General features: G+C 54.4%; 25 protein-coding genes, 1 tRNA gene and 1 pseudogene. 10 read left to right on the top strand and 17 right to left on the bottom strand.

All coding sequences use genetic code 11. The features are described from left to right. Window positions 1-28: 28 nt before the first annotated feature. Window positions 29-1,249, top strand: a complete 1,221-nt coding sequence (locus tag AC0T7J_RS04070; RefSeq protein ID WP_010247700.1) for a glycosyltransferase family protein — start codon at window positions 29-31, stop codon at window positions 1,247-1,249. 86 nt (window positions 1,250-1,335) lie between these two features. Here AC0T7J_RS04070 and AC0T7J_RS04075 read toward each other — a convergent pair whose 3' ends face one another. From AC0T7J_RS04075 to AC0T7J_RS04095, 5 genes are all read right to left on the bottom strand, one after another. Next, a complete protein-coding gene (locus AC0T7J_RS04075; RefSeq protein ID WP_223565369.1) occupies window positions 1,336-1,515 on the bottom strand; it encodes a YodC family protein in 180 nt (59 codons plus the stop codon). A gap of 194 nt (window positions 1,516-1,709) precedes the next feature. Beyond that, window positions 1,710-1,841: a hypothetical protein gene (locus AC0T7J_RS04080; RefSeq protein ID WP_473792318.1), complete on the bottom strand. Its 132-nt coding sequence runs from the start codon at window positions 1,839-1,841 to the stop codon at window positions 1,710-1,712. 33 nt (window positions 1,842-1,874) lie between these two features. Continuing rightward, window positions 1,875-2,786, bottom strand: a complete 912-nt coding sequence (locus AC0T7J_RS04085; protein ID WP_010247708.1) for a DUF808 domain-containing protein — start codon at window positions 2,784-2,786, stop codon at window positions 1,875-1,877. Window positions 2,787-2,796: 10 nt separating this feature from the next. Further along, window positions 2,797-3,072, bottom strand: coding sequence for a hypothetical protein (locus AC0T7J_RS04090; RefSeq protein WP_010247711.1), 276 nt, complete (start codon window positions 3,070-3,072; stop codon window positions 2,797-2,799). A gap of 52 nt (window positions 3,073-3,124) precedes the next feature. Further along, a complete protein-coding gene (locus tag AC0T7J_RS04095; protein ID WP_010247714.1) occupies window positions 3,125-3,604 on the bottom strand; it encodes a very short patch repair endonuclease in 480 nt (159 codons plus the stop codon). 189 nt (window positions 3,605-3,793) lie between these two features. Between AC0T7J_RS04095 and dcm the strand changes: the two genes are divergently transcribed. Next, window positions 3,794-5,170, top strand: a complete 1,377-nt coding sequence (dcm, locus tag AC0T7J_RS04100) for a DNA (cytosine-5-)-methyltransferase (RefSeq protein WP_010247715.1) — start codon at window positions 3,794-3,796, stop codon at window positions 5,168-5,170. A 43-nt stretch (window positions 5,171-5,213) separates the two neighbouring features. Here dcm and AC0T7J_RS04105 read toward each other — a convergent pair whose 3' ends face one another. Both AC0T7J_RS04105 and AC0T7J_RS04110 read right to left on the bottom strand, forming a co-directional pair. Next, window positions 5,214-5,495, bottom strand: coding sequence for an Arc family DNA-binding protein (locus AC0T7J_RS04105; protein WP_010247717.1), 282 nt, complete (start codon window positions 5,493-5,495; stop codon window positions 5,214-5,216). 71 nt (window positions 5,496-5,566) lie between these two features. Next, window positions 5,567-6,271 carry a phosphohydrolase gene (locus AC0T7J_RS04110; protein ID WP_473792322.1) on the bottom strand — a complete coding sequence of 235 codons (705 nt, stop codon included), beginning with the start codon at window positions 6,269-6,271 and terminating at the stop codon, window positions 5,567-5,569. A 611-nt stretch (window positions 6,272-6,882) separates the two neighbouring features. Here AC0T7J_RS04110 and AC0T7J_RS04115 point away from each other — a divergent pair. The 3 genes from AC0T7J_RS04115 to AC0T7J_RS04125 all read left to right on the top strand — a co-directional run bounded on the left by AC0T7J_RS04115 (window position 6,883) and on the right by AC0T7J_RS04125 (window position 8,694). Beyond that, window positions 6,883-7,560: an ASCH domain-containing protein gene (locus AC0T7J_RS04115; RefSeq protein WP_010247721.1), complete on the top strand. Its 678-nt coding sequence runs from the start codon at window positions 6,883-6,885 to the stop codon at window positions 7,558-7,560. A 178-nt stretch (window positions 7,561-7,738) separates the two neighbouring features. After that, entirely contained in the window at window positions 7,739-8,515 is a 777-nt protein-coding gene (gene mtfA / locus AC0T7J_RS04120; protein ID WP_473792324.1) for a DgsA anti-repressor MtfA, read from the top strand. 103 nt (window positions 8,516-8,618) lie between these two features. After that, window positions 8,619-8,694, top strand: a tRNA-Asn gene (locus AC0T7J_RS04125). Between the two features lie 245 nt (window positions 8,695-8,939). Here AC0T7J_RS04125 and AC0T7J_RS04130 read toward each other — a convergent pair. Continuing rightward, a pseudogene (locus AC0T7J_RS04130) lies at window positions 8,940-9,137 on the bottom strand (LysM peptidoglycan-binding domain-containing protein); the annotation flags it as partial. A gap of 217 nt (window positions 9,138-9,354) precedes the next feature. On the opposite strand from AC0T7J_RS04130, the gene AC0T7J_RS04135 reads away from it, so the two are divergent. Both AC0T7J_RS04135 and AC0T7J_RS04140 read left to right on the top strand, forming a co-directional pair. After that, window positions 9,355-9,615 carry a GlsB/YeaQ/YmgE family stress response membrane protein gene (locus AC0T7J_RS04135; protein ID WP_473793177.1) on the top strand — a complete coding sequence of 87 codons (261 nt, stop codon included), beginning with the start codon at window positions 9,355-9,357 and terminating at the stop codon, window positions 9,613-9,615. A 26-nt stretch (window positions 9,616-9,641) separates the two neighbouring features. Then, window positions 9,642-10,022 (top strand): YidB family protein, encoded by a 381-nt coding sequence (locus AC0T7J_RS04140; RefSeq protein WP_473792326.1) that lies wholly within the window; start codon window positions 9,642-9,644, stop codon window positions 10,020-10,022. Between the two features lie 270 nt (window positions 10,023-10,292). Here AC0T7J_RS04140 and AC0T7J_RS04145 read toward each other — a convergent pair whose 3' ends face one another. The 4 genes from AC0T7J_RS04145 to AC0T7J_RS04160 all read right to left on the bottom strand — a co-directional run bounded on the left by AC0T7J_RS04145 (window position 10,293) and on the right by AC0T7J_RS04160 (window position 13,962). Continuing rightward, window positions 10,293-10,514 carry a SymE family type I addiction module toxin gene (locus tag AC0T7J_RS04145; RefSeq protein WP_473792328.1) on the bottom strand — a complete coding sequence of 74 codons (222 nt, stop codon included), beginning with the start codon at window positions 10,512-10,514 and terminating at the stop codon, window positions 10,293-10,295. A gap of 426 nt (window positions 10,515-10,940) precedes the next feature. After that, a complete protein-coding gene (locus AC0T7J_RS04150) occupies window positions 10,941-11,096 on the bottom strand; it encodes a hypothetical protein (RefSeq protein WP_010670871.1) in 156 nt (51 codons plus the stop codon). Between the two features lie 147 nt (window positions 11,097-11,243). After that, a complete protein-coding gene (locus tag AC0T7J_RS04155) occupies window positions 11,244-12,356 on the bottom strand; it encodes a lactonase family protein (RefSeq protein ID WP_473792330.1) in 1,113 nt (370 codons plus the stop codon). Between the two features lie 196 nt (window positions 12,357-12,552). Next, window positions 12,553-13,962: an EmmdR/YeeO family multidrug/toxin efflux MATE transporter gene (locus AC0T7J_RS04160; protein ID WP_010670873.1), complete on the bottom strand. Its 1,410-nt coding sequence runs from the start codon at window positions 13,960-13,962 to the stop codon at window positions 12,553-12,555. 466 nt (window positions 13,963-14,428) lie between these two features. Here AC0T7J_RS04160 and AC0T7J_RS04165 point away from each other — a divergent pair, with 466 nt between their 5' ends. Next, on the top strand, window positions 14,429-15,883 hold the full coding sequence (locus tag AC0T7J_RS04165) for an AMP nucleosidase (protein WP_031591057.1): 1,455 nt from the start codon (window positions 14,429-14,431) through the stop codon (window positions 15,881-15,883). Between the two features lie 1,149 nt (window positions 15,884-17,032). Here the strand turns inward: AC0T7J_RS04165 and AC0T7J_RS04170 are convergent. Continuing rightward, a complete protein-coding gene (locus tag AC0T7J_RS04170; protein WP_473792333.1) occupies window positions 17,033-17,287 on the bottom strand; it encodes a hypothetical protein in 255 nt (84 codons plus the stop codon). 78 nt (window positions 17,288-17,365) lie between these two features. On the opposite strand from AC0T7J_RS04170, the gene AC0T7J_RS04175 reads away from it, so the two are divergent. After that, window positions 17,366-17,992, top strand: coding sequence for a GIY-YIG nuclease family protein (locus tag AC0T7J_RS04175; protein WP_473792335.1), 627 nt, complete (start codon window positions 17,366-17,368; stop codon window positions 17,990-17,992). A gap of 472 nt (window positions 17,993-18,464) precedes the next feature. Here the strand turns inward: AC0T7J_RS04175 and AC0T7J_RS04180 are convergent, their stop codons facing one another. Continuing rightward, window positions 18,465-19,763, bottom strand: coding sequence for an NCS2 family permease (locus tag AC0T7J_RS04180; protein WP_222104191.1), 1,299 nt, complete (start codon window positions 19,761-19,763; stop codon window positions 18,465-18,467). A gap of 424 nt (window positions 19,764-20,187) precedes the next feature. On the opposite strand from AC0T7J_RS04180, the gene AC0T7J_RS04185 reads away from it, so the two are divergent. Next, on the top strand, window positions 20,188-20,931 hold the full coding sequence (locus AC0T7J_RS04185; RefSeq protein ID WP_010247750.1) for a response regulator: 744 nt from the start codon (window positions 20,188-20,190) through the stop codon (window positions 20,929-20,931). Window positions 20,932-20,946: 15 nt separating this feature from the next. Here the strand turns inward: AC0T7J_RS04185 and AC0T7J_RS04190 are convergent, their stop codons facing one another. The 3 genes from AC0T7J_RS04190 to AC0T7J_RS04200 all read right to left on the bottom strand — a co-directional run bounded on the left by AC0T7J_RS04190 (window position 20,947) and on the right by AC0T7J_RS04200 (window position 23,684). Beyond that, on the bottom strand, window positions 20,947-21,630 hold the full coding sequence (locus AC0T7J_RS04190; RefSeq protein ID WP_473792337.1) for a D-lyxose/D-mannose isomerase: 684 nt from the start codon (window positions 21,628-21,630) through the stop codon (window positions 20,947-20,949). A 44-nt stretch (window positions 21,631-21,674) separates the two neighbouring features. Next, on the bottom strand, window positions 21,675-22,613 hold the full coding sequence (locus tag AC0T7J_RS04195; protein ID WP_010247755.1) for an ABC transporter substrate-binding protein: 939 nt from the start codon (window positions 22,611-22,613) through the stop codon (window positions 21,675-21,677). 90 nt (window positions 22,614-22,703) lie between these two features. After that, window positions 22,704-23,684 (bottom strand): ABC transporter permease subunit, encoded by a 981-nt coding sequence (locus AC0T7J_RS04200; protein WP_010670880.1) that lies wholly within the window; start codon window positions 23,682-23,684, stop codon window positions 22,704-22,706. Window positions 23,685-23,687 lie beyond the last annotated feature (3 nt).

Consider the following 23,687-nt stretch of genomic DNA (forward strand, 5'->3'; position numbering starts at 1 on the left):
TGCCCACGGGCATTAAAAGGATGATGCGATGAGTGACTTTTATCAGAATGGCGTAATCACCAACTTTCACAACCTCACCCACCGTAGCGTGGAGTCGCTGGAAAAAGAGATGGTACGCTTTGCCCGCAAACGTAAAATGGGGCTGATCCTGCCATCGCTGTTTTCCGAACTTGAAGGCCCGGCGCTGACGAAAATCGTCGATGAGCTGGCTAAAGTGCCCTATCTGGATGAAATTGTGATTGGGCTGGATCGTGCCGACCGCGACCAGTTCCTGTTTGCCCGCGAGTTTTTCTCCCGTCTGCCGCAACGGCATCGCATTCTGTGGAACGATGGCCCGCGTCTGAAGGCGATTGATGCCGAGCTGGATAAAGAAGGTCTGTCACCCACAAATCCCGGCAAAGGACGCAACGTCTGGTTCTGCACCGGCTATACGCTGGCGTCAGACCGTACCAGCTGTGTGGCACTGCATGACTGCGATATCGTCACCTATGAGCGCGGAATGCTGGCTCGCCTGCTCTACCCGGTGGCGAACCCGGCGTTTCAGTATGAGTTCTGTAAGGGGTTCTACGCGCGCGTCGCGGATGGCAAGCTTAACGGTCGCGTGGGACGTCTGCTGGTGGGTCCGCTGCTGCGATCGCTGCAGAAAGTTTATGGCCATTCAGAATATCTTGAATATCTGTCGAGCTTCCGCTATCCGCTCTCCGGGGAGTTCGCCATGCGGACGCATGTGCTGAACGGGATTAAAATCCCCGGCGACTGGGGACTGGAGATTGGCGTGTTGTCGGAGATTTACCGTAACTACACCACCCGCCAGTCGTGCCAGGTTGAGATCGCCGATAATTACGATCACAAGCACCAGCCGCTGGCTGAAGATGACGGCACCGGCGGTCTGAAGCGCATGAGCAGTGATATCGTTCAGTCACTGCTGCGTAAGCTCGCTACCATGGGTGTGCCGCTGACCAGCGACTCGTTCCGGGTGCTGAAGGCGACCTATTATCGTAATGCGCTGGATATGATGGAGACTTATAACCACGAGGCGGCAATGAACGGGCTGAAGTTTGATCAGCATGTGGAAGAGGCAGCGGTAGAGATGTTTACCCAGTCGATTCTGGAAGCGGGTCAGGCGTTTATTGAGCGTCCTAACGATAAGCCGTTTATACCGAGCTGGAGTCGCGTCCAGTCAGCCTTCCCGGATGTCCTGCAACGTATTTATCAGGCGGTTGAAGAGGATAACGACGGTAACGTCTGAAAACAGGGCGGCACAGGGAGTGTGCCGGGCCACTGAAAAGCAGAAACCGGGCCTGTCGGATCGCAGAACCCACAGGCCTGATGCTGTCAGCTCGCCAGTTGCTGCGCGGGGTTCAGAGCGCAGAGTTCATCGCTGCGAAAGGCTTCACTGCGCACGGCATAGCCGTCATACCAGCGACACTCCACCATGCCACTGGCATAGCCGGTCACCACCATCGTCTGCCCCTCTTCCTTATGCTGCACTTCTTCACTGATTGCGAAAACCATGATGCGCTCCTTTTGTTAACCTGAGTGTTATTAACCTGGGTGATTATTTTCTTTATAGCAGGCAAAGCCGACCCTTGCCTGTTAAGGCACGCAAAAAAAGGGCAAATTCGGAATTAATCAGCTGGATATGCGGAAAATAAAAAAAGCGGATAAAAAATCTTATCCGCTTTGATGATGAAGTATTGACGCTGACGTCAGATTTTACAGCCTTCGCAATCGGCTTCGTCACCGAGATCATCCGGCACTTCGCTGGCTTTTTTCTCCGCTTTCGCTTCAGCCTGCTCCAGTTGTGCGCCGATATCAAATTCAAACATGTCGTCGTTCATCGTCATTCTCCTGACCGTAAATCACAGTGCGCTTTATACCGATTTTCCGCGCACTCTGGCAATAAGGTTGACCACTAACAGCACGATCGACCCAATGATAAAGCCGAGCACCAGGTTGGCGCCGTTGCTGAGCAGCATGGCGATCCAGCCGCTGAAGCCACTGCTGACTTCCTCGATCAGATGATGCAGCGGTGCGATGCCGTGTACCACAATACCGCCGCCGACCAGGAACATGGCGATGGTGCCGACCACCGAGAGGATCTTCATCAGCCAGGGCGCGGCCGCCAGCAGCACGCTACCCAGCCCCTGCGCAAGGCGAGACGGTTTCTCACGCAGCCAGAATCCAAAGTCATCAATTTTTACGATGGCCGCTACGATGCCGTAAACGCCTACCGTCACCAGAATTGCGATGCCCGCCAGGATAATCACCTGGTTGAGCAGCGGCGATTCCGACACGATGCCTAAGGTAATCGCGACAATTTCGGCTGACAGAATGAAATCGGTGCGCACCGCGCCTTTAATCTTCTTCTTCTCAAACTCTGCCGCATTCTGATTCGCCAGCGAATCGAGTCGCTGCTGACGCGCTTCCGGTGATTTGCTCTGCTTGTCATGCTGCAGACTGTGCATCACCTTCTCCACGCCTTCGTAGCAGAGATAGGCACCGCCAATCATCAGCAGCGGCGTAATCAGCCAGGGCGCAAATGCAGAGATAATCAGCGCCAGTGGCACCAGGATCAGTTTGTTAAGAAACGATCCTTTGGCAACGCCCCATACTACCGGCAGCTCACGGTTGGCTTTCACGCCGCTGACCTGCTGAGCATTCAGCGACAGATCGTCGCCCAGTACGCCAGCGGTCTTTTTCGCCGCCACTTTCCCCATGACGGAAATATCGTCCAGAAGTGTTGCAATATCATCAAGTAAAGTCAGTAAACTGGTTCCCGCCAAAATCTTATCCTTAGTCTGGTTCGTTATGTTGACAACATGGGCAGCGCTCAATTTCCGTAACGGTCATCTCGGCGATGCCCTCACAATCCCACTCTACCCGCACCGTCTCGCCTGCGGCTCCTTCAGCATGCAGATATTTGCTGACCGGGCTTTCGGTCATGCCGGTGATCTCCTCCGTGGCGACAAGCCTGTCGCCGCAGTAAACCCGCGCGGTCGCTTTGGTATTCACCATCCGCTCGTCACGAATCTGGTAAAGGCGTTTTACCGTCAGTTTTATGCTGCTCATTTCAGGCTCCTGGCCACGGAGAAAGCGCAGATCTAACCAATTATGTCTGTGATTAGCAATCGGCGTTGTAATGATGAATGCCCTGATGGTCGACTTCGGCACTCTCCGGCATCGCCAGCAGCCACTCCTCCAGCCGCTCCAGCAGATCCTGATCCGTCAGGCGCAGTTTGCCACGTAGCGCACACTCCCAGATGATCAGCACTTTCCAGCCGCTCTCCTGTAGCTGTCGCACATAACGCCGATCACGTTCAACGTTGCTGTTGATTTTTCCGGTCCAGAATTCTGTGCGCGTCGCCGGCAGTTTAAACAGATAGCAGTGATGACGATGCCAGAAGCAGCCATGAACAAAAATAATTGCCTGATGTTCTGTCAGAACGAAATCGGGCCGTCCCGGCAGGTTTTTATCCTGCACGCGAAAGCTGAATCCCCGATCTTTCAGCAGCAGCGCAATACGTTGCTCAATTGCCGTATCCTGAGCGCGAATGGCACGCATATTTTTGCTGCGTATTTCGCTGGAGTGAACATCAGCCATAACCTCTCCTTTTTTGCTGGTCCTTCAACTTTAGCCTGCGCCACGAAAAGCGAAAGCCGCCGCACGACGACTTCACACAGTGCGCCGCAAAAACAGAACATTCCGGGGGCTGACACAGGGCACATCCAGGCAATTTCCTCACAGCGTCTGGAGTGATAGCATAGGCACCTTACTGTTAAGGAAAAACGCATGCATCCCGCCGCCCTCGCTGAACCACTCTCTGCTGCACTTTCATCTGCTGATGCGTCTGAACTCTTTCAGCAGGTGCTGGCAATCTATTCGGTTCGTGATCTCACGGCCCGCCTGCAGCAGGCAGGATTTTCCTGCTGGACGCCGGCGCTCCTGAACCGGATTCGTCAGGGTAAAACCGCCCTGCCACCGCTGTGTGAGGCGGAACTGTCGCTGTTACAGGGGCTGCTGCCATCCCGTCCCGCCCATTATGATAATCCTGAATTTCGTTTTATCGATCTCTTTGCCGGTATTGGCGGCATTCGTAAGGGGTTCGAGGCGATCGGCGGCAAGTGCGTGTTCACCAGTGAATGGAATAAAGAGGCGGTCCGCACTTACAAAGCCAACCACTATAGCGATCCGCTGGAGCATCACTTCAATACGGATATCCGCCAGGTCACCCAGCCGGAAGGTCTGACCGACGATGAGGCGATATACCGCGCGATTGATGCGGCAATCCCCGATCATCAGGTGCTGCTGGCCGGTTTTCCCTGCCAGCCCTTTTCGCTGGCGGGCGTCAGCAAGAAAAATGCGCTGGGCCGTGCACATGGCTTTGAGTGTCAGGTACAGGGCACGCTGTTTTTCGATGTGGCCCGTATCCTGGCTGCCAAGAAGCCGCCGTTCTTTGTGCTGGAGAATGTGAAAAACCTCAAGAGTCATGACAAGGGCCGCACCTTCGCCATTATCATGGAGACGCTGGATGAGCTGGGGTATGACGTTGCGGATGCGGGCGCCAGCAGCCCGGATGCCAAAGTGATCGATGCGCGTCACTTCCTGCCGCAGCATCGCGAACGCATTGTGCTGGTGGGTATTCGCCGTGACCTGAAAAAGCAGGATTTTACGCTGCGCGATATCCGCCGTTTCTACCCGGCGCAGGTACCCAGCCTGCAGAGCCTGCTGGAGAGCGCGCCAGACGACAAATATATCCTGTCACCGGTGTTGTGGCGCTATCTCTACCAGTATGCGAAAAAACATAAAGCCAAAGGCAATGGCTTTGGCTTTGGCCTCAACGATCCGCGTAATCCTGACTGCTGCGTGCGTACGCTGTCAGCACGTTACTACAAAGATGGCTCAGAGATTCTGATCGATCGCGGCTGGGACAGTGCGCTGGGCGAAGCGGAGTTTCAGGATGCCGATAACATGGCGCGTCGGCCACGCCGCCTTTCCCCGCGCGAGTGCGCCCGCCTGATGGGCTTTGATGTGCCAGGCCGCGAGCCGTTCCGCATTCCGGTTTCGGACACTCAGGCTTATAAGCAGTTTGGTAACTCGGTGGTGGTGCCGGTGTTTGCGGCGGTGGCTCAGCTGTTACTGCCGCATATTCGTCAGCTGAAGTCGTAAGCACCCTGAAATGAAAAAACCCGTCTGGCGACGGGTTTCTGTTTTATTTCTTCTTCTTGCTCTGCTTCTTCAGCAGCAGCCGAATCTGCTTCAGCTCTGTTGCACTTAATGCATCGGTCTTCACGTCAGCGGCACTGGATCCCTCAGTCCCCTCTTCAGTGATGTCCTGGTTATCAATCGCCGGATGTGGATGCGTTTCCAGACTGGCCTGCAAACGTTGCACAATCTCCTGGCTCATCGAAATCTGATTTTCCAGCGCCAGCTGTTTAATCGTTTCTTTCAGCTCAGGATCAATTTTAATCGTTAAATTAACAGTTTCTGTCATCGGGCAGCTCCTTTTTGTTATCGCTACACGCTACCGGATGACCGTTTCGATTAACATACTGTCACAAAAATTTAATATTCGGTCTGTAATGGGCTGAAATCTCGAAGTACACCCTCATCCATTCCCACCAGATTACCCTGTAGCTCGGCATAAAGTTTCGCCATATAGCGCACCAGGAAATCGGCATTATGTTCAGCCAGCATGCGGCCGGTTTCGGTGTGCATGGTTTCCGGCAGACGCAGCAGCTTCTTCTGGAAATGATCCAGCGTCCACTTAACATCATTCAACTCGCGATCTTTACCCAGCGGGTCCTGGCTGTCGAACAACGGCCGGTTCAGCGCACCGGCGGTGTAGAAGACCCGCGCCAGTCCGATCGCCCCCAGCGACTCCAGCCGGTCAGCATCCTGTACGATTTTAGCTTCCAGCGTCTGAGGCGGTATGCCGGCGCTGAAACTGTGGGTTTTAACGGCATGCATCACGTCATCAATCTTTTCAGCCGGGAAATCAGGAAAGTCCTGCTGCAAAATACGCTGGGTTTCCGTCGCGGCATAGGTAGAGGCGAGATGACGTTCCGGATGATTCTTCGGCAGATTCACCACATCGTGAAAATAGCAGGCGGTCAGCACCACCAGCGGATCAGCGGGCGTGCCGTTCATGATTCGTTGTGCGCTCATCCAGACACGCCGCAGATGGGCGATATCGTGCGCGCCGTCGTCGTGGATCCAGTTCGCCTGAAACCAGCTTTCATAGCGAGATTGCCAGAGTGTGAGTGACATAATCTATCTCCCTGTAGTGATCGACAGCAGCTTCTCTGTCGCGATCAGTGCGCAAACGGCAAACCATCATAGCGACTGGCTAATGACACTTTTTTTACAGTGCCGTTGAAAAGAGCAGCGCTGCCAGCGATTCCGGGCAAAAAAATGAGACCTGGATCACCTGTATAGCATCTCTGTTACACAATAACCGCAATTTCGGCTGTTTTCAGTCTTTCCTCAGTAAATTGCTGCTAAGAAAATTAGTTTAAGAGGCGTAATGTTTGGTTCGAACTTAACCAACTTCCTGCTTCATGCTTAGCGTTTTTTTGTCACGCCATTAAGTGTAAAACTGCACGTTATGACAGGTGAAAAAGTCTGAAAAGGTTCCTATTTTTACGGTTATAACGTACTGTATCCGGGCTGTTCGTCGCTTTTCGCCGGTTGCGTGATAAGCTTTGGTGCGCTTTTTGCATTTTGCTGGTTTTTAACTACTAAAGTGACAATTTTAAAGTGACTGTCAGCCGACAAATTATTAAGCAAAATGATTTAAAGCTTTTATGATAACTCTCAGATGTGAAGCAAATGGACGTTTACAGCAGTAACCGGGTTCTACTAATAAAAAGAGGTAATCCATGAAAGAACGGCCGATTCTTTTTTCCGAACAGCGTGTTCGTGCCCTGTTGGTTGGCCAGCAAACGCAAACCCGGCGCATTATGAAAACTCAGGCTTTCGGTCCGGGACAGGATCATCACGAGGGCGTACACGCTTTCGATGTGAGTGCTAATCATCTGCATGGTTATAAAATGATGTCGATGACGGACATCAGCTATCAGTGTCCTTACGGTAAACCGGGTGACGTGCTCTGGGTGCGTGAAACCTGGCGTGGCCCGATGGTACCCGAGCAGTATCTGGCCGATTATGAACGCGATCCTACGCCCTTCCGCCAGCCAGAATATTGCCAGTATCGTGCAGACAGCAACGAGCTGGGCCAGCATGCACTGAGCACGCCGGAAGCAGAGCAGTTTGGCTGGCAAACCGCCATTCATATGCCGCGCTGGGCCAGCCGCATCAATCTGGAAATTACCGGCGTGCGCGCCGAGAAAATTCAGGACATCAGTGAAGATGACATTATGGCGGAAGGCGTGCAGACCGATTCGCACTTCCTCAATAACTTCTTCACCATGAACGTCAATTCTGAATCGCCCAAAGAGGCGTACCGTAAAGCCTGGGAAAAACAGTATGGTGCGACCAGCTGGGAAGTGAATCCCTGGGTGTGGGTGATTGAGTTTCATCGTATTGAGCGCAACTGACGCCCCGGCCCCACGCTTTGCGGGCTGAATCACAGACAACGACCGTGCTAACGGGTTGAATAGACGGCCTTAGCCCTGTCGCCAGATGAACAGTGCCAGCATGGTGTTTTCGATGCTGGCATTTTTATGTCTGGCGCGTCAGGATAGCGAAATAGTCCGGTTCTGTGCGGGAGTTGCGATGTTTAAATGGCCCTGGAAAACGCATAACGACGCCACCCTGGCCACGCTGCCATGGCAGCAGGGGCTGGCGCAACCGATATTCAGCCAGCTGGATGAGGCTGAACAGCAGGCGCTGGTTGAGCTTGCGCAACGCTTTCTGCAGCAGAAAAAGCTGGTGCCGCTCGACGGTGTTCAGCTGGATGAACTGCGCAGTGTGCGGATCGCCCTGCTATTCTGCCTGCCAGTGCTGAAACTGGGCCTGGAGTGGCTGGACGGATTCCACGATGTGCTGGTCTATCCCGAGCCGTTCGAGGTCGACGATCAATGGCAGGATGACGATGGGCTGGTTCACAGCGCGCCTGCGGTTCACGCCGGACAGAGCTGGACGCAGGGGCCGGTCGTACTCAACTGGCTCGATATTCAGGACTCGTTCGATCTCTCCGGCTTTAATCTGGTGATCCACGAAGTTGCGCACAAGCTGGATGCCCGCGGCAGCGGTTACACCAGCGGTATTCCGGTCATGTCGCTGCGTGACGTCGCACTCTGGGAGAAGGATTTGCGTGCCGCGATGGCGGAGATTGAGAGTGAAGTTGAACTGGTGGGTGAACAGGCCGCCACGATCGATCCCTACGCCGCCAGCGATCCGGCTGAGTGCTTCGCCGTGCTCTCTGAATATTTCTTTACGGCTCCGGTTCTGCTGGCCGAACGCTTTCCCGCCATGTATCAGCATCTGCGCCAGTTTTACCAGCAGGATCCCCTTGCCAGAATCGCCGCTGACACTGCGCAAACTGCTTAAATCACGATCGCTTTGCGTTAAAGCTAGCCAGTTGAATGATAATGTATTTTTTGCTGTTGACACCTTAGAGCGACGCCGTTAATATTCGCCTCGTTCACACGATTCCTCTGTAGTTCAGTCGGTAGAACGGCGGACTGTTAATCCGTATGTCACTGGTTCGAGTCCAGTCAGAGGAGCCAGATTAGAAAAACCCGCTCAGGGAAACCTGAGCGGTTTTTTTGCTTTTCAGCGATCCCCGTTTTCTCTTCCTGTCTGACTCTTCATCTCAGCTCGTCTGCGGCTGCTATTACCGAGACCACCGTTAAGTCTGAATCAACGCAGGCTGTCTGGCGTAACCCAGCCATGGTGTTATGACGAGCTGGCTTTAAATGAAAAACCAGCCGGGCAATATTTGCGCCAGCTGGCTCATACTATTGACGAATTATTACTCAGGAATGGTCAGTACCTGACCCGGTGCTATTTTATCCGGGCTGCTGAGAAGGTTTTTATTCGCCTCAAAGATTTTCATGTATTGGGACGCATCATTGTAAAACTGCTTTGCGATGGCGCTGAGCGTGTCGCCTGATTTAACGGTATAAGTACGATTACTCTCTGCGGTGGTGACAGACTTATCATCAACATTTTTATCCACAGCATGTAACAACTCATCGCCTATATTTTTAATATTATCCAGAATGCTCATATTTACTCCCCTATCGTTTCTGATACGTTTAGTTTAATAAAGAAAACAGGATTGCCAGGCAAATACTGCTCGGCGTACGATACACCTGCTTTTAATTCATGAGTTAAACCACTGCTAAACGTTGCTGTAATTAATATAAAAATAGAGGATGTTAATGATGGGTATATTGTCATGGGTTGTATTCGGATTACTTGCCGGCATTATCGCCAGATGTATTATGCCAGGCAAAGAACATATGGGCATTTTCATGACCATTATTCTGGGTATTATCGGTGCGCTGATTGGCGGTGTAGTCAGTACTGCTCTGGGTTTTGGCAAGGTCGATGGCTTCAATATTTACAGCATTGGCATTTCTACCGTGGGTTCAATTATTGTGCTGTTTGTCATTCATAAAATCAGAGCATGTAAACAGTCTTAATAGATTACGTTAAAGGGGATAACAGAATGAGTTTACTGGAAACAGTACTGGCCATGTGCGGCCTGAATAATCAGACCAGCCAGGAAGTGAAAGGTGTGCTGGAGTGGGTTGAGCAGCAAGGCGGTTTACATACTATCGTGAGTCACCTGCAGAGCGGCGAGTACAGTGAGGTAGTTAACTCCTGGCTGGGCGATGAGCAGAACGTTGCGCTGAGCAGCGACCTTGTGCAGAAGATGATTAACTCTGAGGCGATTGAGCAACTGGCTGCGCGGATGGGTATTAACACCAGCGATGCGCTTAATTTGCTGGCGAAATATCTGCCGCAGCTGGTGGATAAAGCGTCAACGTCAGGCGTTGTGGATAAAAAGGCTGATCTTACCGGTCTGGTCAGTCAGTTAATGCACTAATCGTGATTCAAAAGAAAGATAAAAGCCTGCTGCGAAAGTATTGGGCTTTTATCTTTTAGATTAGTCAGGATAAATTAAGACGAATGCTGGAAAGCTCTTTTAAACGTTTATAGAAACCATTCAGATGTTCCTGTAGAAAACATCAAAAATAGACTTTACAACCTCTCTTATATAACCTGCCAGATAAACTCTAAAAACAAGCGTCATTACGCAATTGAAGGAAAGTGATTAACATTATCTGAGTCATTTACCTATATCAGGAAATTATATTTAATCATTTTCCGGAACCAGCACAAGACAACCCTGCTCAATTTTCACCGTAATAATGGTTCCGGTATCAAATCCTGCCTCACGCAGCCATTTTCCGCTCAGATGTATTGCAGGTGTACTGCAATCACCGCGTTTAGGCTGATAGCCGATGGTATAGCGACGTTGTGTTTTAGATGGGGCGATTTTAGATGAGAAGTGGCATTGATCGAGGTTCGTGGTCATGGGGATGTCTCCAGTATGCTTTTAAACCGCCACCTGAGGTTCCAATCTCATGGGTGGCAGACTGAACGAGGTTGGAACTACCGGGCATACTGAACCGGCGCACCCTAAGGTGCCCTCGCCCAGCCCACCATTGAGGTGTAGCGAGACGCACGACAATAATACATTGTCGCCAGTATGATTAACCGGAGTTCCAATTCCGTCGCCTGATTTTGCAGGCGCAGAAAAAGAATACGTCGATTAACGCTGGACGACAACAGGCAGAACTGGAACACAACTCGCAGATATTAAACGAAGTTCCCTGACATGCCTATCAGAGATCTCTACCCTGTATTAATCGGAGAAATGAAGTCCACACTCTATCCTGGGCCCAAACGCAAAAAGGCCCGCAACGTAGCGGGCCTTTAACCAGACAACATACAACAACCATTATTTTTCATGGTAGCGGTGCACTGCCGGATAATATTCCAGTCCATACAGCTGGCTCAGCGGCAGCAGCAGTTCCACGTTAATATCATGCACACGTTCACTCGCCACAGGGCCGCTCAGCAGCTGTTCAAACCAGGCTATCAGTTTCTGTTTCATCTCAGGCTCTCCGCATCAGTTGATGCCCTGAGTAAACCCGCTTATGCCCCCGATCAGAACCAAAAATTTCTGCGCTGCTTATGCCGGAAATGGCATAAGCAGCCCGCATCTGTTTAGCCATTGCCATACGCCAGCGGCTCAAAACGGTTACTGCGTTATCAGCGTCACCCAGTTCGCGCCTTTACCAGCCGGGGCTTCAGCAACCCGTTTGAGTTCACCGCTGGCGGGATCGATGGCGTAACTGCCAATCACCGCGCTCTTCTCCCCGCTGACGATCAGCCATTTACCCTGCGCATCAATCGCAATACTGCGAGGCTGTTTTTCAACCGGCCAGCTGTCGATCAGCGTTAGTTCACCCGACTGTTTATCAACCCGGTAGCCGCTGACGGTGCTGGAGGTGCGCTCGGTGACATAGATAAATTGTCCGTCCGGGGTGATTTTAATGTCTGCCGCCCAGATGCGCGGCGTGGGATCGCTGTAGCCCGCCGGGCGCTGCTCGCCATGCTGCAGGTTATATTTTTTCGCCACCGCATTCGGCCAGGTTTTCAGCTCCGTCAGCGATCCATCCGCCGCGCGCCGGAACTGCGTAATGGTGCCGCTCATCTCCGCGAGGTTATAGAGGAAGCGATTGTCGGGCGATATCACGGAATGCCGTGCACCGCTGTTCTTCTCGCCCTGAACAAATCCGGTTCCCAGCGGCGTTATCGCGCCATTATCCGCAAAGGCATATTGCAGCACGCGATCCGCGCCAAGGTTGCCGACGTAAAGGGAATGATTGCTGACGTCGGTGATCACCGAATGGGCATGCGGCCCGGTTTTCACCTCGCCCGTGACCTGTGGTGTCACAATGCCTTTGTCATCAATCCGGTTACTGGTGACGATATCGCTGTCATAAGAGGCAGCCAGCAGATAGCGCCCACTTCTGTCGGTGGTGATCCACGGAAAGCTGGCTGCAACCGGCGTCACCGCCAGTTTCTGCAAGTCACCGTGCGAACCCGAGACGCGCCAGCTGATGATCGAGTAAGGCGGACTCCGCAGCGCACCATAGAGCCGTTTACCATCCGGGCTGGCCGCCAGCGGCATAATCTTTTTACCGGCAGGCGTATCGCCACGCCATTGCAGACTGCCATTCGCCTCGCTGAGCTGATAGCGGGAAACGGTGCCGGATTCGGCATTGGACACATAAACAAAGGTTGTCGCCCATAACGGGGCGCTACACAGCAGCGGCAGGAGTGCCAGCGCCGTTTTCAGACGGATCATAGGGTCACCTTGATAAGTAGTGTCTGCGTCGGTGCGCAGCAGGCATTACGCTAACCCTGTCCGGGGAGGCTGGCTTTGTGCAACTGTCTGAAATTCGGTTCGAAAGTCTGGAGATGTGACGGAGATGTTATTTTTAATGGTGCTGAAAGAGGTATGACGCCTTTCCCCGCGGCGGGGGAAAGGCGTGAACAGTGCGCTAACCGGTTTTCGCGATCATTTTTCGATAGCGGTTGAGCCACTTGCCGCTGTTAAGTCGCCACCAGAAGAAGATGCCACGCACCGTCCAGTCGAGGAACATCCCCAGCCAGACGCCGGTCACGCCCATCCCCAGTTCAATACCGAGCAGGTAGCCGACCACCACGCGGGCGCCCCACATGCTGAACATCGACACATACATGGTGTAACGCGCATCGCGTGCGCCCTTGAGTCCGGCAGGCAGCACCCAGGAAGCGGCCCATAACGGCATAAACAGCGCGTTAAGCCAGATCAGCTGCTTCGTCACGTTAATCACTTCCGGATCGCTGGTATAAAACCGCGCCAGCAACCCGGCCAGCGGCACCGTCAGCAGGGCCATCGCGGTCAGGCAGACCGTCGCCAGCCAGAAGACGTGCCGCACCTGGCGTTCCGCCTGGAACACCTGATTCCTGCCCAGACGGGTACCGGTGATAATCGTTGAAGCCGAACCCAGCGCATTGCCTGGCAGGTTGATCAGTGAGGCGATAGAAAAAGCGATAAAATTCCCGGCAATCTCGCTGGTGCCCATTCCGGCAACAAACACCTGTGTCAGCAGTTTACCGCCGTTGAACAGCACCGACTCGATACTGGCAGGCACGCCTATACCTAAAACTTCCATCAGAATGCTGCTGTTCCAGCGCCGGAAATAGCTCGACAGCGTGATTTTCAGTGACGCGTTAAAGCCGATCATCAGCACGTAAATCACCGCGATCGCCCCGATATAGCGGGTGATGGTCAGTCCGAGCCCGGCACCGATAAACCCTAAACCGTCCCACGAGAAGCAGCCATAAATCAGCACGCTACTGATGATGATGTTGAGGATGTTCATGCCGCCGTTAATCAGCATCGGAATTTTGGTATTACCTGCACCGCGCAGCGCTCCGCTGCCAATCAGGGTGATAGCGGCGGCCGGATAGCTCCAGGCGGAAGTCTGCAGATAGCTCAGCGCCAGCGCTTTGACTTTCGGATCGGCGGCACCGGCAATCGCATCGACAATCAGATGGCCCCAGAACTCAATGGCGATCACCAGTACAAAGGCGAGTATCGTCATCATGGCCAGCGACTGACGCGTGGCGGCACGGGCGCGCTTGCCGTTGCGTTTTGCCAGGCTGAACGCCACCACCACCGTGGTACCGAGATCGATGGCAGCAAAGAACGAGATGATCACCATGTTGAAGCTGTCGGCCAGGCCCACACCCGCCATCGCCTCTTTACCCAGCCAGCTGACCAGGAAGGTGCTCAGTACGCCCATCAATAGCACACAGGCGTTCTCGAAAAAGATAGGCACTGCTAATGGCGATATCTCACGCCAGTAGAGCGTGCGATACGAACGGCGTTTCGGGTACCACGCCGTGCGCTTGATCGCCTGCATCACTGCTACGCCGGGATTTTGCAAAGGATTACCAAATCAGAAGAGACTGGACAGGAGTTCTAATGATGATAGTGGGCAGAGAAATATGCAAAGTCTTTCCGGTGCAAATTAATCATGGTTACAAACTTTTTAATGCCGCCACGGCACAATCTGCCTCACTGCCCCGCCCGCTGTAGCAAACCTGATTATTTCCCTGACGTTATGATCGATTGGGCATGCTTTGCTGCTGGCGGTTTTTCCGCCCTCTCTTCATCGTTAACGCATTTAAAAGTGGCGAATCACCGCTTCTGATCGTAAAGCTTTTCTTAATGAATTTCAGTGCGGCGAATCCTCATTTAAAACAGCACTGCTCAGAATTCGCGCTTCGCTGGCGCAAAAAAACGGCGATCACAGATTCTTCACCAATCTCCGCAACAAACCCGCTAAGCTTGGGGCAAATTGCGGAAAAAAAATGGAAGGAGAAACCATGCCGACACTACGGAAAAACCTGACCAGCCAGCAGGCGCTGGATGAACTTGAACGCCTGTACGATGGCGCCGTCGATGCGCTACGTGAGGCGATTAAAGCCTTTACCGAAAACGGCACGCTGCCCGATGCCGCCGCTCGGGCGCAGGGACTATTTGTTTATCCGGAGCTGCGCATCACCTGGCGCGGCGACGGTCCGCAGCAGAACCGCACGCGTGCCTGGGGACGTTTCACCCACACTGGCAGTTACAGCACCACCATCACCCGCCCGGCATTGCTGCGCCACTATATTTCGGAACAGCTTCAGATGCTGGAGAAGGAGTATCAGCTGGAGATCGACGTGGGGCCCTCCAGCCAGGAGATCCCCTATCCTTACGTGATCGACGGTTCCGACCTGTCACTGGATCGCACCATGAGCGCCGGTATTGCGCGCCACTTCCCGACCACCGAGCTGTCACAGATTGGCGATGAGACCGCCGATGGCCTGTTCCATGCCGATGCAAAATCCCCTCTGTCGCACTTCGACGCGCTGCGAACCGACTTCTCGCTGGCCCGGCTGCGTCACTACACCGGCACCAGCGTAGAGCACTTCCAGCCGTTTGTGCTGTTCACCAACTACACCCGTTATGTTGATGAGTTTGTGCGCTGGGCGATCGAGCAGGTGCGCGATCCCAGTACCCCTTACGACAGCCTGGCCTGCGCGGGCGATGTGGTGCTGACCGCCGACACCGCTGACAGTGAGTCGATGCTCTCGGATCTGGCGTGGAAGAAGCACCAGATGCCTGCCTGGCATCTCACCTCCCCAAATCGTCGCGGTATTACGCTGATTAACATTGGTGTTGGCCCGTCGAATGCCAAAACCATCTGCGATCATCTGGCGGTGATGCGTCCACATGCGTGGCTGATGATTGGTCACTGTGGCGGTCTGCGCGAGAGCCAGCGGATCGGTGATTATGTGCTGGCCCATGCCTATCTGCGCGACGATCACGTGCTGGACAGTGTGCTGCCGCCTGATATCCCGGTACCCAGCATTGCCGAAGTGCAGCGCGCGCTGTATGACGCCACCAAATCGGTGAGCGGCATGCCAGGCGAAGAGGTGAAGCAGCGGTTGCGTACCGGCACCGTAGTGACCACGGACGATCGCAACTGGGAACTGCGCTACTCCGCTTCGGCACTGCGCTTTAACCTGAGCCGTGCGGTGGCGGTCGATATGGAAAGCGCCACCATTGCCGCACAGGGTTATCGCTTCCGGGTGCCGTACGGCACGCTGCTCTGCGTTTCAGACAAGCCGTTGCACGGTGAGATTAAGCTGCCCGGTCAGGCGAATCGTTTCTATGAAGGGGCGATTTCGGAGCATCTGCAGATTGGTATTCACGCTGTTGAGCTGCTGCGCGCCGAGGGCGATAAGCTGCATTCGCGTAAGTTGCGTACCTTTAATGAACCACCTTTCAGGTAAGCGTTAGCCGCCTGAAGCGGGGGATGTTCGCTGCGCGAACGGGCTGGGGTGCTTTGCTAAGGCTGGGATTGTTCGCTGCGCGAACGGGCTATGAGAAGGTTTCGTTCGCCTGGTTAGCCGGGCAGTTTCAGATTCGCCTCTGCAGGCGACCGACAAGGGGGCGCCAGTCGCCGCGCCCCCTTGACCCCGGGCTCCGGCCTGCTTCACCGCCGCTTCGCGGTTCCTTCGCTATTTCAGGATTTCTCACGGACCGGCGGGACGCGCCATCCATGGCGCGAACCCGCCTCTTCGCGACATCCCTGTCGCTCGTCCTGAAATCCCTCATCCGCTCAGCGGTTCTGATGGCCTCCCGACCCCCTCGCTGTTATCTTTTCTTTTTATGTTGAGTGATTTATCGCTGTGGGTATTTGGGATTGTCTTTGCGATCAGACCATCAGACCATCAGACCATCAGACAGCACGGCAACAGCGAAATGAAAAGATAATTACAGGCGGGGTTTGTGCGAGGCGTCCGAAGCGCTGAGGAACAACCGAAGGCAAGGATGAGCCGACAGGACGTCGGCGAAAGGACGGCACGAGCCAGGGATGGCGAGTCCGGACGGTCCGTCGGCCGCAGCGAATGACGAAGGCACCGCGCGAAGCGTGGCGCGCAGGCAGCCGGGCGCCGGGATTCATGCGACCTTCGAATCTCCCTCATCCGTATTTATCGAAAAAAAATGTGAGGTGGTATATCTGCTGGTCCGCGGAATGAAAATCAAACAAATAAGCAGCATTCCGGCAATCTCAGTTGATGCCGTTAACGGCAGGCTCCGAAGCTGTTACCGAAAAGCGGGTCTCAACGCCGTTTCCGCCCTCACTGACTATTGTCCTCAAAGCCAATTTGATAACTATAGACCAGCGCTCTTTCTGAAGAAGGGACATATCGTAATCAGAGGCTAAGCTGATGAATCAAGAACCGAATCCTCTCAGATACTATTTTGACCACTCCCTGTTTGGCTGGGCAATAAAGGACAGCGCTTCACACTATGTTTATGGTTTTTTTGTTGCCTGAAATCCAGCCTATTTATAATCAACCATCCAGATCACACCTTGGACGCCAGTGGCGACAAAATGGCGACAGAGCCTTTGCAGTGGGGCGTAATTTGTTGTTCTATGCCGTTTCAATTGCATACAACAATTCAACCAAAGCAACCGCGCCGACATCATCCCAGCGCAAATAACTAGCCAAAGAACTTGTTCCCGAATCCCTTCCTAAAACTTTATGACAGATAGCCTGATGATCCGCAGATGCTGAAACCCAAACAGTTCCACCATGTTGGCAAAAGTAGGTCGAACCTTTTAAACCATCTCGCTGAATACGTTTTTTCCAGGTATCCACCTGCTGCTGCGTAACTCTTAAACTCATCATTCCCCCTTATTAAATCAAACATTCCCAGGCAATGATCTCATAAAATACCAGCATGAATCAGAGCGGAGAATATGTGTGTTTAATTTTTATCCTGAAAAAACATTCAGCAGAGCAGAGGTCATGTGCCGTCCCACGCCTGTTCCTGCGGTGAATGGTATCTATTTCTGGTGGTTCAAAGAGATTCCCCCAGGCGTTCCGACTGAAGGTTGCATCACAAAGGATGGATACACATTGCTCTACGTCGGTATTTCGCCTGATAAGAAGGGAAAACCTAATAGCTGCGCCAATCTCAGACAGCGCATTAAAACCCACTATAGCGGTAATGCCGAAGGGTCAACGCTAAGGCGCACGTTGGGGGTATTGCTAGCGACGGAAAGTAATTTCCCGCTCCGTCGGGTTGGCTCGGGTAAAAGAACAACGTTTACCCATCCTGGCGAACAATGGTTAGATCGATGGATGGAAAAGAATGCAAAGGTGTACTGGGTAGCAGATGAAGAACCATGGGTTGTTGAAGAAACGTTAATTGCCAGCATTTCGCTGCCGTTAAACCTTCAGGGAAATAACCATGCCTTTAAACCCGTCCTTTCAGCAATGCGTAGCAAAGCTATGGCAGAGGCCAAAGTAATGGAAATCGCGGATGAAACAGGTTTTAGCAGAAGTGTCGTTGCAGAAATGATAAAGCAGGCTGTGCAAGTAGACTGAGCCACATATGATATCTGCCACTACGCAATCTCCCAGGTCACCAGGTACCGAATCACGTTTGTAAGGACCAAAGGTAAAAAGAAACCTTATGAATCTTTCCCCGCTTTCAGTAACTTGAGCCCCGCCCATCCGGGTAACAAACCCACCGGCAGGGGGTTTCCCAGGGGCATCCGAAGCGCTGAGGAACAACCGGAAGCCGGGAGCCGTCAGGACGTCGGCGAAAGGACGGCATGAGCCAGGGATGACGAGTCCGGACGGTCCGTCGGCCGCAGAGCGTGACGAAGGTACCCCGCACAACGACGCGCGCAGGCAGCCGGACGCCGGGATTGTTAAGGGGCGGACGTCCGCCCCTTAACGCGTCCGCCTGCACGGGCAACCTGAAACCCCCGAACGCCTGGCGGGCGAAACCCGCTCATAGCCAGCCCGCAGCTAAGCGAAACCTATTCAGTGCCAGCGCGCAGCCAGGCAACAACTAAGCACTCAACCATCCCAGCTTAATCACAAACAGAATCGACAGGATCACCAGCGCCGCATTCACCTCTTTCGCACGACCGCTCAGCAGCTTCACCAGCGTCCAGGTAATAAAACCAAACGCGATGCCGTTAGCGATCGAATAGGTCAGCGGCATGGTCAGCGCGGTCACGGTGACCGGCGCGGCGGTGGTGATATCTTTCCAGTCAATTTCTGCCAGACCCGATGCCATCAGCACCGCGACAAACAGCAACGCAGGCGCAGTGGCATAAACCGGAACGCTTGAAGCAAGCGGCGAGAAAAACAGGGCCAGCAGGAACAGCACACCTACCACAATCGCGGTCAGGCCGGTACGGCCACCGGCACTCACGCCCGCCGCCGATTCCACATAACTGGTGGTGGTCGAGGTGCCCAGCAGTGAACCAAACAGTGCAGCCGCACTGTCAGCAATCAGCGCACGGCCCATCTTCGGCACGTTACCCTGCTCATCCGCCAGACCAGCGCGTTTAGTCACGCCCAGCAGCGTGCCCGTGTTATCAAACACATCAACAAACAGGAAGGCAAAAATCACACTGATCAGGCCGACGTTAAACGCGCCGGCAATATCCAGCTGCATAAAGGTTGGTGCAATCGACGGCGGTGCAGAGAAGACTCCTGCAAAAGGCGACAGACCAATGCCCATGGAGATAAAAGTCACCAGCAGAATACCGATCAGCACTGCGCCCGTCACCCGACGCGCTTCCAGTACCACGATAACCACAAAGCCGAGCATCGCCAGCAGCGGACCCGGTTTAGTCAGATCGCCAATGCCCACCAGCGTTGCCGGGTTATCGACCACGATGCCCGCCCCTTCCAGCGCAATCAGCGCCAGAAAAAGCCCGATACCGGCACCAATCCCGGCGCGCAGCGGCAGCGGAATACTGGCAATAATCCACTCACGGATCTTAAATAGCGACATCGCGAAGAAAATCACCGCCGAGAGAAACACCGCGCCCAGCGCAATCTGCCACGTATAGCCCATGTGCAGCACGACGGTGTAGGTGAAAAAGGCGTTCAGTCCCATGCCCGGCGCCAGCGCGATCGGGTAGTTGGCAATCAGCCCCATCAGCACGCAGCCGATCGCCGCCGCCAGACAGGTGGCGACAAATACCGCGCCCTTGTCCATGCCGGTCGCGCCCAGAATGCTTGGGTTCACAAACAGAATATACGCCATCGCCAGGAAGGTGGTGATCCCGGCGATAATCTCGGTACGAACCGTGGTGTTATGCGCTTTGAGTTTGAATAGTTTTTCTAACATCATCATCTCTCGATACAGGAGACAGCAGTCTCTCTTGCCAAAGGGGTTTGCATGCTGATTTATTCTGTTTCCGGGACATTGATGCCGGCCGCTGCATACTTGCGTGCCAGAATCGCCTGAAATCCCTGACTTACCCACTGCCCAAAGCAATTGCCATGCCATCTACCGACGCAATCGATTACCTGGCAGAGCCGGGTACGCCTAAGAAGATTCCGAACCAAAACGAGGCGCGATTATGGTGCAATGCACCGATGCCGCGCAATCGTTTTCCTGCGGCAAACAGGCAACCCCGAAAAACTCTGCGCCAGCGCACGCTTCCGCACTCTCACAGGCGAAGCTGGTCACGTTTCAGCACGCTGCCTCAGCAAGCTTTGTTGGCCTGTGTAGACTCCTGAATTAACTCTTTCGTAACATTAGAGGCCGCGCAATGAAGCCAGCAATTTTGGTGGTGGATGATGATCCTGCAGTCTGCGATGTCTTGCAGGATGCGTTAAGTGAACATTTGTTAACGGTCTACCGCTGTCATCAGGGACGCGAGGCGCTATCGATGCTCAGCGAGCACCCGGAAATCTCGCTGGTGATGCTGGATATGATGCTGCCCGATACCAACGGGCTACTGGTGTTGCAGCAGCTTCAGCGTCAGCGACCCGAAGTGCTGGTGATTATGCTGACCGGGATGGGTTCTGAAGCGGAGATGGTCGTGGGCCTTGAGATGGGCGCAGATGACTACATCGCCAAACCCTTTAATCCACGCGTGGTGGTGGCGCGAACCCGGGCGGCCCTGCGTCGCAGCGGACGCATTGCACAGGCCGACCCTGAACAGGAGGGCTGGCGTTTTGGCGGCTGGCAACTGGATGATGGCCGCTGCCAGCTGTTTAATCCGCAGCGCGAGCTGGTGCCGCTGACCCAGGGGGAATATAGCCTGTTACGTGCGCTGGTACGTCACGCCCGCAAGGTACTGACCCGGGATCAGTTGCTGGAGCTGACCCACAGCGAAAGTCTCGACGTGTTTGACCGTACCATCGATGTGCTGATCATGCGGCTGCGCCGTAAAATCGAAACTAATCCGCACCAGCCCGACCTGATCCGCACCATCCGCGGACTGGGCTATGTCTTTTCGGCTGATGTGGTGAAACCCGATTCGACAACGCGTGCCAGTCAGATTGCCTGATTATGCCTGCTGCGCTCAGGATAGCCAGTGCGCATAGTCATTACACAGCAGCCAGCGCGGCGCTTCATCCTCCTCCAGCGGGTTGAAACGAGCCAGCGGCGTCAGAAACACATTGTCGTTTTCGTCATCGTTGGGCATCGACACCTCGCCCACCAGCACGTCGCCGAAGCCACTTTCCCCCCAGAAACTGTGCCAGATGCCCGCCTCCAGCGTCACGCTTTCACCCGGTGAGAGCCGCAGCTGTGAACCGGCGGCGTGGGTCTGGCGCAGGCCATCCAGCGACACCGCCACCAGCGAGTCAGCCAGCCCGTCACCATCGCGGTTATGCAGTTCGACAATCAGATTCCCGCCGCCGCGATTAATGATGTCTTCCATCTTGCGCGGATGGTAGTGCATCGGCGTCTGCTGCCCTTCCCGCACGTGCATTATTTTCTCGGCGTAGGGTTTATGCCACGGCTGCGCGCCTGGTGAACCGTTGCGCAGGGTAAACAGTGTCAGCCCGGTCTGCAGAAAATCAGCCGCGCCAAAACTGGTGAGATCCCAGCCCAGCCGCAACGCCAGAATCTCCTGCGCTACCTCTCGATCCTGAGCCCGCCACTGGCTCACATTGAAATCGGCCCACGGCGGCAGATGTACATCCTGCTGTCGGAAAAACTCGCGTGTATGTTGCAGGTAATAATTAACCTCTGAACGTTGCATGGTGGCCTCCTGAGAGCGGCACCCTAAAGGTGCCGCACTAAAGCTTATTTCACCGTCCAGCCCTGGTAGCTGCCGATATTATTACGATCGATCAGTTTCACCGGGATCAGCACCGGTTTGTCCGGTGCCGGTTTGCCCTGCAGAATGTCATAACCAATCTCGACCGCTTTGGCGGCCATGACCTGCGGGTCCTGCGCAGGCGTCGCGACGAACAGTGAATTCTTGCGCTTCAGCGCCTCTTCACCGTCCGGCGAGCCATCGACGCCAACGATAAAGAACTCACTGCGCTGTGCCTGTTTCGCCGCTAAGTCTGCACCAATCGCTGTCGGGTCGTTGATGGCAAACACCGCATCAATTTTTGGATTAGCAGAGAGCAGACCGGTCATGACTTCCAGTCCGCCTTCACGACTGCCTTTGGCGTTCTGGTTGTAAGAGAGCAGCTTGATGTCAGGATGGGTTTTCAGCTCGGTCATGCAGCCTTCAACGCGGTTCTGCACTGCAGAGACCGGTGGTCCGTTGATGATCACCACGTTGCCTTTGTTCTTCAGGCGGTCAGCAATATATTTACAGGCCATCGCGCCCGCCTCGGTGTTATCGGAGGTGATGGTCGCATTCGCGCCATCGGCCGCCACGTCGACCGCCACCACTACAATACCGGCATCACGCGCCCGCTTCACCGCCGGGGCGATCCCTTTGGAATCCGCGGCGTTGAGGATAATCATGTCGACTTTGGCCGCAATAAAGTTATCAATCTGGCCCACCTGCTGACCGAGATCGTAACCGCTGGAGACCAGCGTCACATTCACCTTATCGCCCGCCAGCTGACGCGCCTTCATCTCCGCGCCTTTGGTGATCTGCACGAAGAAGGGGTTTGCCAGATCGCCGACCGTTACGCCGATAGATTTGAGTTCTTTTGCCTGAGCCAGGCCGGTACTGAACAGCGTCGCCGCCAGCAGCCCGGTTACAATCGGATTAAAACGCATAGACCTTCTCCTGCTGTTTTCAAGGTGCCAACCACTTAATGGCGTTTTTTAGGTGGCGGAGGTGAAATGGCACATCCGCCCTTTTAAGACTCAACTCACATGATGACGGGTACGGTATTTGTCGATCAGTACCGCGATGATGATGACCGCGCCCTTGATCACCAGCTGCCAGAAATAGGAGACCCCCATCAGCGTCATGCCGTTATTCAGCGTGGCGATAATCAGTGCGCCAATCAGGGTGCCGGTGATGGTGCCGATGCCGCCGACAAAGCTGGTACCGCCGAGGATCACCGCCGCAATCGCATCCAGCTCATAGCCCACCCCGAGGTTGCCGTTGGCGCTGTATAGCCGCGAGGCGCTCATCAGACCGCCCAGCCCCGACAGCAGGCCACTCATGCCGTAGACAAACAGCAGCACCATTCCGACCTTGATACCGGTGAGACGCGCCGCCTGGATATTGCCGCCGACTGCGTAGATATGGACGCCCAGCGTGGTGCGGCGCAGGATGAACCAGCAGATGGCGATCACCGCAAAGGCAATCACAATCAGCCACGGTACCGGCCCGAGATAGCCGTTGCCGATCCACTCAAAGTTAATATCGGAATTGATTACCGTGGTGCCATCCGCCAGCAGGTAAGCGGCTCCGCGCAGCGCTGTGTAGGTGCCAAGTGTGACGATAAAGGGCGGCAATCCGGCCCAGGCGACAAGAATGCCGTTGAACAGCCCCATCACCAGGCCTGCGCCCAGCGCCATCGGAATGGTCATGGAAGCCAGCATCGGATCCAGTGATGCTACCAGCGCCACCACCGCGGTGGTCCCCAGCATTGACCCCACCGACAGGTCGATGCCGCCGGTGAGGATCACAAAGGTCATGCCTGCCGCCAGCACGATGTTAATCGACGCCTGACGGGTGATGTTGAGCAGGTTTGCTTCGGTAAAGAAGTTCGGCGTGACGAAACCAAATACCGCCACGATCAGGATCAGAATCGGCAGGATACCCACCGTTTGCAGCAGATCGCCCATCAGGGCGCGTTTCAGCGTCGGTGCTTTGGTGCGGGCCAGTTGTGTCATGGT

This window comes from Pantoea sp. E956-1 (assembly GCF_982223955.1).